This is a genomic window from Paraburkholderia denitrificans, assembly GCF_042655705.1.
Classification (GTDB): domain Bacteria; phylum Pseudomonadota; class Gammaproteobacteria; order Burkholderiales; family Burkholderiaceae; genus Paraburkholderia; species Paraburkholderia denitrificans.
In genome coordinates this window covers 80,574-93,453 of sequence record NZ_JBHSMP010000006.1, presented here as the reverse complement: position 1 = coordinate 93,453, position 12,880 = coordinate 80,574, and the positions used below count along the sequence as shown (strand labels likewise).

At 58.3% G+C, this 12,880-nt stretch carries 16 protein-coding genes; 11 read left to right on the top strand and 5 right to left on the bottom strand.

Annotated elements, in window-relative coordinates:
* Nucleotides 1–105 precede the first annotated feature (105 nt).
* Genes ACFPTO_RS02225 through ACFPTO_RS02210 form a run of 4 tightly spaced genes read right to left on the bottom strand, consistent with a single transcriptional unit; the run spans nt 106 to nt 1,582 of the window.
* Nucleotides 106–405 (bottom strand): hypothetical protein, encoded by a 300-nt coding sequence (locus tag ACFPTO_RS02225; RefSeq protein WP_377709169.1) that lies wholly within the window; start codon nt 403–405, stop codon nt 106–108.
* A 57-nt stretch (nt 406–462) separates the two neighbouring features.
* Nucleotides 463–1,038 (bottom strand): hypothetical protein, encoded by a 576-nt coding sequence (locus ACFPTO_RS02220; protein WP_377709168.1) that lies wholly within the window; start codon nt 1,036–1,038, stop codon nt 463–465.
* Between the two features lie 26 nt (nt 1,039–1,064).
* Nucleotides 1,065–1,406, bottom strand: coding sequence for a hypothetical protein (locus ACFPTO_RS02215; RefSeq protein ID WP_377709167.1), 342 nt, complete (start codon nt 1,404–1,406; stop codon nt 1,065–1,067).
* Nucleotides 1,376–1,582 carry a helix-turn-helix transcriptional regulator gene (locus ACFPTO_RS02210; RefSeq protein WP_377709165.1) on the bottom strand — a complete coding sequence of 69 codons (207 nt, stop codon included), beginning with the start codon at nt 1,580–1,582 and terminating at the stop codon, nt 1,376–1,378. The genes ACFPTO_RS02215 and ACFPTO_RS02210 overlap by 31 nt, the downstream gene beginning before the upstream one ends.
* 325 nt (nt 1,583–1,907) lie before the next feature.
* On the opposite strand from ACFPTO_RS02210, the gene ACFPTO_RS02205 reads away from it, so the two are divergent.
* From ACFPTO_RS02205 to ACFPTO_RS02155, 11 genes are all read left to right on the top strand, one after another.
* Complete coding sequence (locus ACFPTO_RS02205; RefSeq protein WP_377709163.1) at nt 1,908–2,534, top strand: hypothetical protein; 627 nt, start codon at nt 1,908–1,910, stop codon at nt 2,532–2,534.
* Complete coding sequence (locus ACFPTO_RS02200; protein ID WP_377709161.1) at nt 2,531–2,725, top strand: hypothetical protein; 195 nt, start codon at nt 2,531–2,533, stop codon at nt 2,723–2,725. The genes ACFPTO_RS02205 and ACFPTO_RS02200 overlap by 4 nt, the downstream gene beginning before the upstream one ends.
* Nucleotides 2,722–2,982, top strand: coding sequence for a hypothetical protein (locus ACFPTO_RS02195; protein WP_377709159.1), 261 nt, complete (start codon nt 2,722–2,724; stop codon nt 2,980–2,982). Before ACFPTO_RS02200 ends, ACFPTO_RS02195 begins: the two co-directional genes overlap by 4 nt.
* Nucleotides 2,983–3,179: 197 nt before the next feature.
* Complete coding sequence (locus ACFPTO_RS02190) at nt 3,180–5,048, top strand: hypothetical protein (RefSeq protein WP_377709157.1); 1,869 nt, start codon at nt 3,180–3,182, stop codon at nt 5,046–5,048.
* Between the two features lie 43 nt (nt 5,049–5,091).
* Nucleotides 5,092–5,517: a BRO-N domain-containing protein gene (locus ACFPTO_RS02185; protein ID WP_377709156.1), complete on the top strand. Its 426-nt coding sequence runs from the start codon at nt 5,092–5,094 to the stop codon at nt 5,515–5,517.
* Between the two features lie 87 nt (nt 5,518–5,604).
* The gene (locus ACFPTO_RS02180; RefSeq protein ID WP_377709155.1) at nt 5,605–6,351 is read left to right on the top strand and encodes a DUF2971 domain-containing protein; all 747 of its coding nucleotides are present in this window, start codon (nt 5,605–5,607) and stop codon (nt 6,349–6,351) included.
* 888 nt (nt 6,352–7,239) lie between these two features.
* Complete coding sequence (locus ACFPTO_RS02175) at nt 7,240–8,016, top strand: hypothetical protein (RefSeq protein WP_377709154.1); 777 nt, start codon at nt 7,240–7,242, stop codon at nt 8,014–8,016.
* Nucleotides 8,017–8,224: 208 nt separating this feature from the next.
* The gene (locus ACFPTO_RS02170) at nt 8,225–8,764 is read left to right on the top strand and encodes a hypothetical protein (protein WP_377709152.1); all 540 of its coding nucleotides are present in this window, start codon (nt 8,225–8,227) and stop codon (nt 8,762–8,764) included.
* A gap of 75 nt (nt 8,765–8,839) precedes the next feature.
* Nucleotides 8,840–9,541 (top strand): hypothetical protein, encoded by a 702-nt coding sequence (locus ACFPTO_RS02165; RefSeq protein WP_377709150.1) that lies wholly within the window; start codon nt 8,840–8,842, stop codon nt 9,539–9,541.
* Nucleotides 9,542–9,586: 45 nt separating this feature from the next.
* On the top strand, nt 9,587–10,210 hold the full coding sequence (locus ACFPTO_RS02160) for a hypothetical protein (protein WP_377709148.1): 624 nt from the start codon (nt 9,587–9,589) through the stop codon (nt 10,208–10,210).
* Between the two features lie 292 nt (nt 10,211–10,502).
* Nucleotides 10,503–12,146 (top strand): restriction endonuclease, encoded by a 1,644-nt coding sequence (locus ACFPTO_RS02155; RefSeq protein ID WP_377709147.1) that lies wholly within the window; start codon nt 10,503–10,505, stop codon nt 12,144–12,146.
* 387 nt (nt 12,147–12,533) lie between these two features.
* Here the strand turns inward: ACFPTO_RS02155 and ACFPTO_RS02150 are convergent, their stop codons facing one another.
* Entirely contained in the window at nt 12,534–12,839 is a 306-nt protein-coding gene (locus tag ACFPTO_RS02150; RefSeq protein WP_377709145.1) for a Rha family transcriptional regulator, read from the bottom strand.
* Nucleotides 12,840–12,880: the final 41 nt, after the last annotated feature.

Genomic DNA, 12,880 nt, shown 5'->3' with positions numbered 1-12,880 from the left:
CCCTGTATTCGACTGCCTTCAGCTTGGCGTCACGAAAGCAACGAAGCCCCCGTGCGGTGGCCTGTTCGGCTCCTCATATGGACGCGCGACGGCGTCCCGTGTCGATCAGGAAGCCGACGTAGCCGACGACGTATCCGGGGAGGGAGTGAACGATGCCGCGGGAACGGACGTGGCAGCAGCGCTCACATCATCAGCCAACCACACGGGCGGCGCGGGCAGGCTGTCAGCCTTGTATTTTTCGAGGTCGCGAAGCTGGAGACGGTAGCCGCAGAGGTCAACGACCTGAGTCGGCGTCAGCGTGCGACGCTGTTCGGGGGCTCCGGCCAGAGTTTCCTCGTGGTGCCTGTCAAGATGTGCTGCGGTCGCGGCCAGAATGGCGTCGCGCTGGAGAAGCATTGTGGACATATACCGATCCTTTGAAATGACATGAAGCGAGCCGCGCGAAGAAGGCTCGAATGGGGATTAGGCGGCGACAGCGGGCGCGGGCATTGGCGGCGCAGCGTAGTTTTTCACGAGATCCTTCAGCGCGTTGCTTGGCTCGTAAAATTGGATCGTGCTGGACTGCTGAAGCGGCGCTTTGCCATGCTCAGCGATATGCAACGCGATATACACCTGACTACGACGGGCGACCAAGGCAAGGAACTCCTTCTCGGCGCTGGCGATAGCCCGGTCAAGATCGCGCGCTAGCATCTCGTGCTCTTCACGATTCGCGTCCTGTTCGGCCTTAATCTCGCGGGACTTCGCTGCGTTCATGGCGGCGTCAACTTGCGCCAGCTTCGCGGCCGATTCATTCACGAGGTTCAGCAAATCGTTGGCATCGGCTTCGGCGCTCGCCTTGCGCAGGCTTGCCGTGGCCTCATCAATCTTGCCGGCGCGGAAATCCGAGAGCGCTTCGTCGGCTTGCGTTTTGGCTTCGGTCAGGCGCACGAGCAACTTCGAATGCTGCTGATGTGCGGCCTGCGACGCAGTAGATGCTGTTACGAATGCTTCACGCGCGGCAGCTACAGCTACGAGTGCGGGAGTCGGGGTTGTGGACACGATGAATTCTCCTATGGTTCGGCTGGTTAGACGTTGAGGCCGATGTCGAAACGGATTGCGTTAGCGATGCGTGCATCGCGCGCTTCGGCGAGTACGGTGGCACTCGCGAGGATGCGATCCCTTTCTGCGTCAGCGGCAGCCTGTTGGCGAGCCGTCTGTGCAGCCTCGGCGGCATCCTCGTGCTTCTGCTTCTCAAGCAGTTCGCTCAGGTACTGGCGCATCGCAACTGTGTCCTCGCCACGAATCAGCTTGTCGTTCAGGGCCGAACGCGCGTCGGCGATTTGAACTTTCAGAGGCTTCGTCGCGTTGCCCTCCCGTGTGCGCTGGGTTGTCTTACTCACTTCTGCTCCTTTCGCGAGTGAAGCCATTCAATGAATTCAGCCTTGCTGTACCTCACCGTGCGCGCGTTGAAGCGGAACGGTTTCGGAAAATCCGCAGCACCAGCGATGAGTCGCATAGCTGCGGGCTTCGAAACGGACAGGATGGCGGCTACCTCGGCGATGGCGATCAGATCCGCTCCCTGCCCGATGTCGGTATCACTCACATTCACACCTCCCTGTTTGATATCACTTGACTCGTTAGGCTCAACTTTGTAGTCACGACTTATTACTTGTCGCGCCGGATGCCAAATTGATATCAGTTGCGTGCGATTCGGGTTCGTGACGACAGCATTGGGGCATGGCGGAAGAGCCGCCATATTCCACTCAGAACGCGGTGAGCGCCGCAGGGAGCATTGCAATGAGTGACGCACAGGCAACGAAGACTGCAAGCCAGAAGCGCACGGCCCGCGTAAGCGTCGGCTACTCAGAAGAGAAGGCTGAGCTTCGGCACAGGCTCGCCGCCGCACGCAAAAGCAAGCGGAGCGGCAAATGAGCGAACGACATCGTCAGCACGTAATGAAGCACGGCGAGCACAACAATACGACCCCGCCCGCGAACCCGGCGCGAGTGATCAGTGCAAGCACAAAGGACGTTCTTGACGAACAGGAGCCAGCGACCGGCGAGGAGAAGAGCGTGAAGGGAGCATTTGAACGATTGAAGGCTGGGCTACGTGCCTATGCGGCAGCAACCGGGTGCACGACCATGACGAAGTCCGTGCCCGCGAGCGACTACGACGCCGACGCCGCGTGTTCAGACATTCGGAGCATGCAGAAGACGACGGCGCCGCGTAAATCCATCACCACAGTGTTGGCGAACGCGGCCGCACACATGACAAAGTCGCTGGCCCTGCCGACCGGCACTTCGCTCGTGGCTGGCTACGGCACCGACTCCTCCGACCTCACGGGAGGCTCGGCGCTTCGCCAACAGTCGCTCCAGAAGAAGTGCGTGTACAGCGGAGATCAGCTTCTCAAGGCGGGAGAGCAGGCTCTCCGCGACGGCAAGATCACCGCAGGTGAGGCGTATCACTTGAGTTCGGCCGTGACCATGGGCAAGCATCCGGGCGATGACATCGGCGCGAAGCTGAAGGACTACCTGCCGCAGCCGAAGGCGCAATGACCGTCCACAAGGCACGCTTCATCATTCGAGTGCAGCCACAACGAAACGACGCTCTTGAGATGGCAAGCCGTGCGCTCTCCAATGGCGCCATCGACGGCGCTGAGTCCCAGGCCGTCGAGCGCGTCGCCCAGGGTTCTGGCATCTATCCACCGCAATTGCTGCACAAGATCCGCAAGGGCGCTGGCAAATGAGCAAGTATCAGGACGAGTTTCCGGTTCTCGGGTCGAACGGATGGTGCGTGCCGATGGCAGCCGTTCGCGCGCATGCTCACCAATGCCAGATCAACCACGGCCAGTCTCCCGAGCGACTGCGTGAGCGCGGCGGCTTGTCATGGTGCGAACTGCACGCCGTACTTATGGACCGTTCGTGGCGCAAACTCAGCGATGTGCGGCTAACGCGCATCGGCGTGCTCGACCTAGTTGAGCATTGGGAGAAGTCAAAGGGGTGAGTGCGACACGCGCCCATCCCACGAGCCCGCCTCGTGCGGGCTTTTTCTCGCCTACCGCAAGGGCATAACGATCAGCCCCCCCTTGCATTTCCCCTTGCACTACCGAGATTTTTGCCCCTTCTCGCCGACCTTTCGTGACAGCCAAATAGATCCATTGGACGACATTGGGTTGAGGCATGCGCGCGCGAGACAAGGGTTTGGACGTTGCATTCGGAATCAAGCGCAAGCAGGCGCTTGAAGCGTCGAACATGACACTCGCCGACGTTGTGCTGCGCTCCCATCCTGATTTCCCTGATCTGACGGTGTTCCACTGCTCAGCCCTGAACGCCGATATCAGCGCATCCGCCTGCGCCTCGAACTTCACGAAGGGGCAATACGTCGCGTGCAAGGGATGCGAGGTAGGAGCATTCCACTGCGGCAAGGATGCCATTGCGAAGATGCGTAGGGCTCGTGACCGCCATCAGCTCCACGAAGAGACGCAGGGCATGACGTGCGTGCGCTGCCTGCGTTCTGGCCGCACTGATACCACTCACATCGGGCGATTTCGCATCATTCCATCTGCCATGCTCTGCGTTGGCTGCTATAACAGGAGCCGCGAGGTTGCACGCGGCGGTCTGAACTCAAAAGGAGCACCATGCAAAAAATGGGCTCACCTACGTCAGGCTACCGCCACCATCGAACTTGAGGATGGCACGTGGCAAACGCTCGACCTAGGGTTTCGCACTGGCCGCCCTGAGTGCGAGCGCTTCGTCTCGCAGGCACACCCTGGCGCGAAATTGGTTGAGGTTTTCATCGACGGACGCGCTGTGCAGCCGGGCGAAGGCAAACCCGAGCGCAAGATCGCCGGTAGGAAGGACGCGTGGAGCGCAGCCAAGCCGAAGGCCGAGCCGAAGAAGCGCAAAGGAAAGCCACGGCCGGTCGCATCTGACGACGGCCTTGACGAATTCGGCGACCGCGTGCCGATGCAGTTCAAAAAACCGAACGGACGCACGACGTGGGGCCCGGCGCTGTCCGAGGACAGCGATGCGGCCTATCGCGCGTCGTTCGACAAGCCGGAGCCGCTGGACGTAGACACGCTGGGCACGCTTCCGTGGGATGGCTTGGACACCATCAGCGACTACTGGGACAGCACGGCAATGCTCGTGCGCTACCTGCTCCGCGACGACACAACCACGAAGCAGCCGATCGCCGATCGCGACGATAGCGAACTCACGTGGGGCGGAAAGACGCTAGCGCACTGGTCCGAAGTGACTGGCGTGCCCGTCGACGTTCTCGCTGGGCGCATGGTCGCGCACGGGAGCCCGTTCTCCGAAGGCCGAGCATCGATTCAAAAGTGCCCAGATCCTACGCATAGCGTCGCAGTATGGTCCACAGGTGTCTCCGCGCCCTCAGTCCAAAACTCAATTCCTGAGATTCCAGTGAATGAGTCAAAGCAATGGGTTAGCGAATCTTCGGCAATCAAGGATACCCCACTTGAACCCGCGCAGGCTCTTGTGGTGGCAGTTGGGCAATCTATCAAGGCACGCCGCAAGCGCATCGACGCCGGACGCATCGGACACCCTAACGCCGAAGACCTAACGGGCAAGCGCTTCGAGTTCCTCAAGGTTCTCCATCGGGACGGCGTGACCCCGTTTAGTCGTGCAAAGTGGCGCGTCGTCTGCGATTGCGGGACGGAAACCGTTGTCCGCGCATCCGACCTAAAAGAAGGCAAGCAAGTCTCCTGTGGTTGCTTCGCCAAGTCAACCATTCGCCAGCGAGTACGTCAGAAAGGCCCAATCACCGAGCAAGAACGCGCCGAGTGGAGTGAAATCGTCGGGCGGGATAGCGCGCCCGCTATAGCGCTAGCATGCCAGCCGCAGGAAACAGTGCTGGCATCGGGACCGAAGCGCCCACGCAATGGCAAGGCTCTGCGCCGCATGGAGAAGACCCGGCGCCGCGCGGAGCGCGAGCAGCAGGCCAACTCCGCGAAGCTCAACACGAAGGCCACGGACGCAGCCATCGGCTCGCGCGCCCTGGTCCTCGCGTTCCGCTGCGGCGTCGCCGACATCATCGCTCCACGCTCGTGATCCGACCATTCTCCTCGTACCGCAAGGACTTTGAGGACTCGACATGGGCGAAGCAGTGCAAACCTTCACATTCACTTTCGGCGATGCCGTCGTGAAGGTGCGTGGTGCTGTGCGCGAGGATGGCGTGAAGGTGTTCGTGGCGAAGGATGTTGTCGAGGGGCTGGATGCCGTATGGAATGGTAAGCCCTGCATCTTGCACGTCAAAGAGGCGTGGAGGGGGGTCAGCCTAGTCCTGACCCCCTCTGGAGCGCAGAGTTTGTGGGTTCTCACGGAGCAAGGCATCAATCACTACTGCATGCGCTCCGACAAGCCGAGGGCAGTCCCGTTTCAGGAATGGATTGCTGGCGATGTGCTCCCGCAGATCGACCGCACGGGCCGCTACGAGCAGCCGCAGGCGCTCCCCGCTTCACCGTCGACGGCGTACCCACGTCGCCCCTGTGGAGAGAGTACGGGACAGAAAGACCCGTGACGCTGGGTGAAATCCACGCCGAGAAATGCTAGTCGAGTCGATTGGCGAGCGTATGATAGTTGCCACTCGCGTTTGAAGGAGATCTTCATGAGCGAATTGAAAGCGGATGCTGCGGCAACGTTCGATCTATTCAAATTCAGACGCGTTTCGGATCGCCTGATCGACTCATTGAAAGCGTCGACGCTTTGGTGCGCTAGCCCAGCCTCCTTAAACGACCCTTTCGATTGCCAGCTAGACATCAGGGCCTCGTTGGTTCTCGCAACCGCGAAAGCAACTGGCACGCACAAGAGGTGGCTGCAAAGCGCACTCGACAATCCCAAGTTTCTTGACGACTGGAAGACATTGTTTGCCCAAGTCGGCGTGTGCTCATTCTCGCTTGATCTCTACAATTCGCTCATGTGGGCGCACTACGCTGACGAGCACAAAGGAGTTTGCCTGCTCTACAGGCTTACCGAACAGTTCATAAACGACCCTGCCAACGAGATCATCGGCATAGACAAGGTTCGCTACGAAGCCAATGGCCTAACGGATTGGCTGGTGAATGAACCACCCAAGGAATTTTTCGAATTCCGCGCAAAGCTCACGGAACTCTATCTGACTGCAAAGGCGCCAAATTGGAGCTATGAGAAGGAGTTGAGGATAATCCGGTTTAAGCACGGCATATTCAATGTTCCCGCCAAGTCTTTAATACAAGTCTGCTTCGGTTTGCGAACGTCCGAGGCAGACATCGACAGCATCAGGGAAGTTGCGACCAAATACTGCGGGTGCGAACGGTTCTGCAAAATCGTCCGTGACGAAGAAACGGACTTCGGCATTAAAGCGGTCGAACTGTAGACCGGCAGCCATTCCTCGCGTGCAGTCGCGCTTCGCCGGAATCACGACGCGGCCGTACGCCCGTGCAGCCTTTCATGGTTTTTGAAAATTGCGGCGGCGGCGTGTGCCGCTCACTGCTTCGTCGTCTCGCGTTCCCTATTGCTGGATATCCGCCGATGATGGGGCTGCGCGCGACATCGTTGCCATCGGCGTGCGTTGCTTGGCGTAGCCATCGAATTCTCCCAACCGCACGACATTAGTGAGAATATTCGGGAGCGGTATCAGCTTTTCTTCGCAAGAGCCAACATCTTCGTTTGAGACGCGGCAGACGACGCGGGTAAGCCCTTGATTTTGTTAAATTCCTCCAGAATGGAGGAATTGCCATCGGCGGCGCAAAGTTCCGCGATGTACTCGACATTGTCGCGGTTGCGCAGGAAGTCTGCTCCTCCTTCTCATACCTGGCTGCGATCGGCATCGCCCCTGGTCCGGGAATTCGTCCTTCGAAGAAAGTTCGCGGAATGTAATGAGTCGCACACACCAGCCAGACCATCCGAGAGACGACACCGGCCGCACTTGGGGCAAGCTCACTGCGCTGCGCTACGTCAACCATGGGCGCAACGGCGCGCGCTGGGTATGCCGCTGCGATGGATGCGGCGTCGAGAAGATCTATCCGATCCGGTTCGTAGCGAACGGCAAGCGCACCTGCCCATGCAAGACGCCAACAGGTGCCAATCCACCAGCGAAGCCCGCGTCGGCCGTCGGCTGGCCCTTCCCTCGCGTGCTCGGCACCGACGGTGTGCCCATCAGCCCCATCTGGCGCGCCTCCAGGCGGACTTGACGCGTGCCACGTAGCGGGACGAGAGAATTCGCACGGTATAGTTGGGGACTTGTCGATCGAGTCCGGCCGCCATGTCCTATACACCTAAGCAGCAAGAAGACCTCGCGCACGACTGTATTTTGGCGCATTCTGAATTGCGGGACCTCATGCTGGAATGCCTGCGCCAAGCGGATGCCACCGACGTTGCCGCATCAAAAGAGCACCTGCGCTATGGCGCAGCACGCCGCCTTGGAGTAATGGCTCGTGCCATGCAACAGATCTTCTCATTGTTTCCACCGGATACCGAAAGGCCCTTACCGATGGAATCCCTGCATGATGTTCAGATAAATCTCCATGCGTTCGTGATCAACGTCTTTGGCGTATTCGAGAACTTCGCATGGGCGTTCGTGCATCGGCACAACCTGTTGCCGACAATCGGCAGACCTGTGAATGTAAGTATGTTCAAGGAGGCGACGCGACGGCACCTGCCGGTTGCCGTGGAGGACTATCTCTCGTCCGATGCGATAGCGCGATGGCATTCCGAGTACCTGAAGAACTATCGTGACGCGTTAGCTCATCGGATTCCGCTGTATATCCCGCCAAAGGCTATGACGAAAGAAGAAGGTGAGCTATTTAGCGCTCTCGAAGCCGAAAAGTGGGGGCTTGCCGGGCGTGCAGATTGGGATCGGATAAACGTCATTTCGGCAGAGCAGGATGCCATCGGCTCACCATGCTTCACCTTCCTCCATTCGTTCGAAGACGGTGGAGCGTCGCGCGTTGTCCTTCTACACCCGCAGATAATTTCCGACAGCAAAACGGTTATTGACTTCGGCCACCGGTTCCTTGCTTCTTGGCATCAACGCAGGTAGTAGCAGACCCGCACGAACGCCATCACGCACTGGAGCTTCGCGTCACGCGCCGCTTCGTGCGTCTCGCGTCCTCCCGCGCGTCCTCATCACTGGCGAGGTCGCATCTCCCGTCTGGCAGCACGTCGAACGCGGGCACGCGGTCGGCTCGTCCAATTCTTCAGTCTCAGTCAAGGTATGATTCTAGGACCGAAATGATGGAGCGGATTCAATGGCTATGCGTAACCGTCGAACATTCTCGCTTCAAACCCCCTCCGACCTCTACAGGAAGCTAAACTTCGAAGCCCTTGCGTTGCACAACAGTCCCCCTGAAGACCTAGAGCAGCGTGCGTACGCTGTTATGAACGCGGTCACTACCGCGTGGCAGATGAAGGATTGGGTCTACGAGGCGCTCCGCGAGGCAGACGCGCTCGACCGCCTGAACGACTTCGCTGGCCGCATCATTGAAGGCAACCGCGACTTCGGCACCTTTTTGTGCGAAAACAGCCCGTGGATGAATGTGTGCTTCCAGCTCGCCACGGCGGCCAAGCACTTCGGCGTTGGAAGAGACACCGGCCTCGAAGTGATGACCACCGTTGAATTTCAGGTTGGCCCTGAGACAACCGTTTACGAACTGCGTGGGCAAGACGAGATTATGGTGAGAACACCCCATAACAGCATCTCCGGTCCCGATCTCGTGCTGTTGCTCGATTACATCTGGTCCCGGGCACTTCCTGAGCTTGGCCTAATGGAGCGACGAAACAACGAGTAGCGGACGATACGCTATGACGCCACTTTGCGTACGTTAGACGTATTCGTGCGCGGACAGAATCAACGGGAGGACGGTGTGACCGATTCATACGCAAGCGTTGATGGGATATGGCTGGACGGCCTTGAATTCTGTTCCCGGGTCTACCTCATCCATGCAGCACTCATGCGACGAACCGACGCCGCATGCCGCTTGCGGCTTCGTCCTACCGATTTCGAGAAGAAGTTACTCGAAGAACTCCTGCCGTTGTGCCGATACATCCAGACCGTCTATGGGCCTGGTCGTCAAATGTCGGTACACTGGTTGAGCGGCGATCAGTCGTACGACGCCGAATATCTGCAACGCGGCGCGATAGTCGACAACTGCAACCTTCCGTCCAGCGGCTATATCGAAATAACCGGCGCGATGCACCCAAACGAGCATCTGTTGCGCGAACGGCTCGAATCGCATGGTCATGCCTTCGGCGTCGACGGTCTGAGCGTCACCGGCACGCGACGCGATGGAAATCGTACGGTCCAATCCGAGGTTATGATTTACAGCGATCCCGAGACCATTGCTGCAATGACCAAACTCGTGCTGGAAAGCATTCATCGCAAGGCGGGTCGTTATGCCGACCATACTACGCTGATCGTGGAGTGCACCCTGAACACCCTGTACCTGGAAGACAACTGGCAGGCTCTCATTGCGGCCGTCAGTGATGCTCGACCAGAGCACAGCTTCGATGGCGTCTTCATATGTTCAGTATCCCGTGGCTATGTTGCTTCACTGGGGCGTCCGTAGCTTCCCACAACTGCGCCGCGTTATGCACGGCTTGCTGAAGGTCCGTTGGCCATCGATAATCGCCCCATCAACAACAAGGGCCGTGTTATGACAGCCAATATTGCCGATATCGCGGGGATCGTTCAGGGAATAGGATCGCTGGCTGCCGTCGGGGCGGCAGTCTGGATTTACGCGCGGCAGTACGCCGACAAGAAGGCCGACGGCGAAAACGAAACGCGGGCATTCGTGGAAGCGATCCTAGCCGAAGTGCAAGAAGCGTGGGACGGCTACTGTGTCGAAATCCACCCAGCGCTACAGGCTCTACCGGAAGGGCAACATTTTGACGTGGTCTACCCTGTCTCGGCCGAGCCGTTCACGATCTACAACAACAACGCATCGATCGTCGGCAAGATAGACGATCCCGAACTACGCACCGTGATTGTCAAAATTTACGCGCTCGCGAAGGGCACGATCCACTCTTTCCAGCTTAATAACTCATTGCTCGCCGAATACAAGCAACTGTCGTTGCTGTATCAACAGCCTAATCGGGATGCTGTCCTTGCGGCACACTTGAACAATCTCCGGGACTACGCTGTCAAGCTGAAAGAACGCAACCAATGGATGACCGAAGCGGTCTCCGCCTTCCTCGCGCGAGCCAATCAATGGTTAGCGAGTCATCCTGCACGCTAGCCGTGCAATCAATTGTGCCGCAGCAGCAGCCTGCCTCGCGACGTTCAGCGGTGAGCGCCTCATCGAACAGATATTCGGCGTCACTTTAGTGGAACGCGACGATACATCAGGCTCTTGATTTGATAAGGGAATTGTCATTATCAATGCAGGAATTTCGAGATTTCCGGATTGGTAAATTCACGACGCATAATTGCAGATCGTTTCTCTGACGAAATACACCGGAAGGCTGCCATCGAGTCTCGTATCCTCGGTATGATCGGGATCGGACACTAAAAGCACTGCAGGAGACCGCATGGCACGCCGGGGATTTGTGAGTACCTTGAACCGTATTTCTCGCGAGATGGAGCGTTCTGCCCGTGCGTCGCAGCGCGCCTATGAGAGCGAACAACGCGCACAAATTCGCGCGGTCCGAGAAGCCGAGCGTGCCGAAAGGGCCTATCAGCGCGCTTTGACTGCCGACGAGAAGGAAAACAAGCGGCTTCACGTCGAATCTCAAATGGAAGACGCGCAAAGCCAGAACCAGGAGCTTGAGGAGCAGGTTCAAGCGCTTGGGAAGATCCTGACTGACGGCATTCGACGCAATCCAGTCCTCGATTTCGCGAAGCTGCGGACCAAGCCAACCTACAAGCCTCTGGAACTGGGAAATTTCTCGCTCATCGAAGATCCTCCTCGTTGGGATGACTACGCTCCGGCAAAGCCCAAGGGCATGTCGAATCTCTTGCCGTGGGTGAAGAAAAAACATGTGGAAGAAGAGTCGTTGGCACGACAACGCTTTGAGGCAGAGGCCCAGGCCCGTGTCTCCCGAAATGCAATGCGTCAGGCTGAAGTAAAGAAGCGCCGCGACGCCCATGAGCGTGTCGTCGAGCAAGCTAAACGTGAAGCGGACGAACACAATCAGCAAGTCGAACAGCTTGAGGCGGAGTTTCGTGCAGCAGACCCAAACGCAATTGCATCTTACTTTGCAACGGTTCTGGAAAGTAGCCCTTATCCCGACGGGTTTCCGCTGGCAACCAACGCCGAATATCAGGCCGAGTCGAAACAGCTGATCGTGGCCTACGATCTGCCGGAATACGACGAAATTGTTCCGGCGGTGAAATCCGTCAAGTACGTCAAAACCTCGGACTCTTTTACGGAATCAGCTCGACCCGAGAGTCAGCGGCGCACGATGTACGCCGACGCCGTTGCCCAAACGACGCTGCGCTCACTGCACGAAATTTTTGTATCTGACACGGCCGGGTACGTGGAAACGGTCGTGTTTAATGGATACGTGGACACCATCGATAGAGGCAATGGTAAGCCCATCCGGCCCTGCATCATCACGGTTCGAACAACGCGCGAAATATTTCACGACATGGACTTGGCAAATGTCGAAGCGCTTGCCTGCCTGAAGTCGCTGAACGCGTCAGTCTCGAAGAGCGCCGCCGAACTGGCGCCGGTACGTCCCGTGCTCGAACTGAACATGACTGATCCGCGCTTTGTCCAGGAGGGCGATGTCCTCGCCACGCTCGATCAGAGGCCTAACCTGATGGACCTGACGCCGGGCGAATTCGAGTCGCTGATTACCAACCTGTTCACGACCATGGGGCTGGAGTCTCGCCAGACGCAGGCATCTCGGGACGGTGGCGTGGATTGCGTAGCCTTCGATCCTCGTCCGATCTTCGGCGGCAAAGTGGTGATCCAAGCCAAGCGGTACAAGAACACCGTCGGCGTCAGCGCCGTACGCGATCTGTTCGGCACCATGCAGAACGAAGGTGCGTCAAAAGGCATCCTCGTTGCGACCAGTGGTTACGGCAAAGCGGCCTTTGAGTTCGCTAACGGCAAACCGATTGAATTGCTGGCAGGCAGTAACCTGCTGTATCTGTTGAAAGAACACGCCAACATCGACGCAAAGATCGTTATGCCGGAAGACTGGAAAGATATTGGCCCCGATGATTGACCGCGAGCTATTCATCGGACGTAGTCACAATTTTCCAACATCAGTAGGGAGCGGCACGCAACCGCCATCCGGGAACTTCGCACAATCTCATCCGAAGCGAAGGCAGACGCATGAGCACCGTCATCGGCATCGATCCCCGTCAGCAAGACTTCGACTTCGACGCGCCAGAGCCATCTGCGCAACCGGCACCGGCACACGAACCGGAGCCAGAGCCGCTCACACCGACAGCGCCGGTCACCAGTGCGCCGCCGTTCGAATGGCCGAGCCCGTGGCCGCCAAACGTTGACCGGGCGCGGTAGCCATGGGGATGATCCAGTTTTGGATCATCACATTTCCGCTTTCGGCATAACGGGAAAGGTGGATTCCGGCAATTGCTTGGTCGGCACGTCACCTCCTGGCGCACAAGCACGTGCGCGCAACCGGCGACAACCTCCTCACAACATGAAGGCGCGAGAGGGCTTTCGCGCGGTGTGGGACGCCGTATCCAGTCACCAGAAGTTCGACAACCGGGCGGGACATCAGGAATTCCTTTGTGTACCCGCGCTCGTCCTTAATCTCTGTAAGCCCTTGATTGTATTCATGACTCAGTTTTGAGTCATCCGCCTTATTCAGGGCTTCCATCATGTCGCGAATATCGCGAATCACGTTCGTGTGCTTCTTGTCGGTCCGCTCCGCGACATCCTTAGAGGACATGACGTGATTCTCATCCGGGTCATCCCAATTCGCTATCGGTC

Excerpts from the sequence above, each read along its gene's own strand:
- ACFPTO_RS02200 (WP_377709161.1), top strand. The coding sequence starts at position 2,531 with ATGACCGTCCACAAGGCACGCTTCATCATTCGAGTGCAGCCACAACGA.
- ACFPTO_RS02215 (WP_377709167.1), bottom strand. The coding sequence starts at position 1,406 with ATGGCTTCACTCGCGAAAGGAGCAGAAGTGAGTAAGACAACCCAGCGC.
- ACFPTO_RS02225 (WP_377709169.1), bottom strand. The coding sequence starts at position 405 with ATGTCCACAATGCTTCTCCAGCGCGACGCCATTCTGGCCGCGACCGCA.
- ACFPTO_RS02195 (WP_377709159.1), top strand. The coding sequence starts at position 2,722 with ATGAGCAAGTATCAGGACGAGTTTCCGGTTCTCGGGTCGAACGGATGG.
- ACFPTO_RS02180 (WP_377709155.1), top strand. The coding sequence starts at position 5,605 with ATGAGCGAATTGAAAGCGGATGCTGCGGCAACGTTCGATCTATTCAAA.
- ACFPTO_RS02175 (WP_377709154.1), top strand. The coding sequence starts at position 7,240 with ATGTCCTATACACCTAAGCAGCAAGAAGACCTCGCGCACGACTGTATT.
- ACFPTO_RS02155 (WP_377709147.1), top strand. The coding sequence starts at position 10,503 with ATGGCACGCCGGGGATTTGTGAGTACCTTGAACCGTATTTCTCGCGAG.
- ACFPTO_RS02150 (WP_377709145.1), bottom strand. The coding sequence starts at position 12,839 with ATGTCCTCTAAGGATGTCGCGGAGCGGACCGACAAGAAGCACACGAAC.
- ACFPTO_RS02205 (WP_377709163.1), top strand. The coding sequence starts at position 1,908 with ATGAGCGAACGACATCGTCAGCACGTAATGAAGCACGGCGAGCACAAC.
- ACFPTO_RS02185 (WP_377709156.1), top strand. The coding sequence starts at position 5,092 with ATGGGCGAAGCAGTGCAAACCTTCACATTCACTTTCGGCGATGCCGTC.
- ACFPTO_RS02170 (WP_377709152.1), top strand. The coding sequence starts at position 8,225 with ATGGCTATGCGTAACCGTCGAACATTCTCGCTTCAAACCCCCTCCGAC.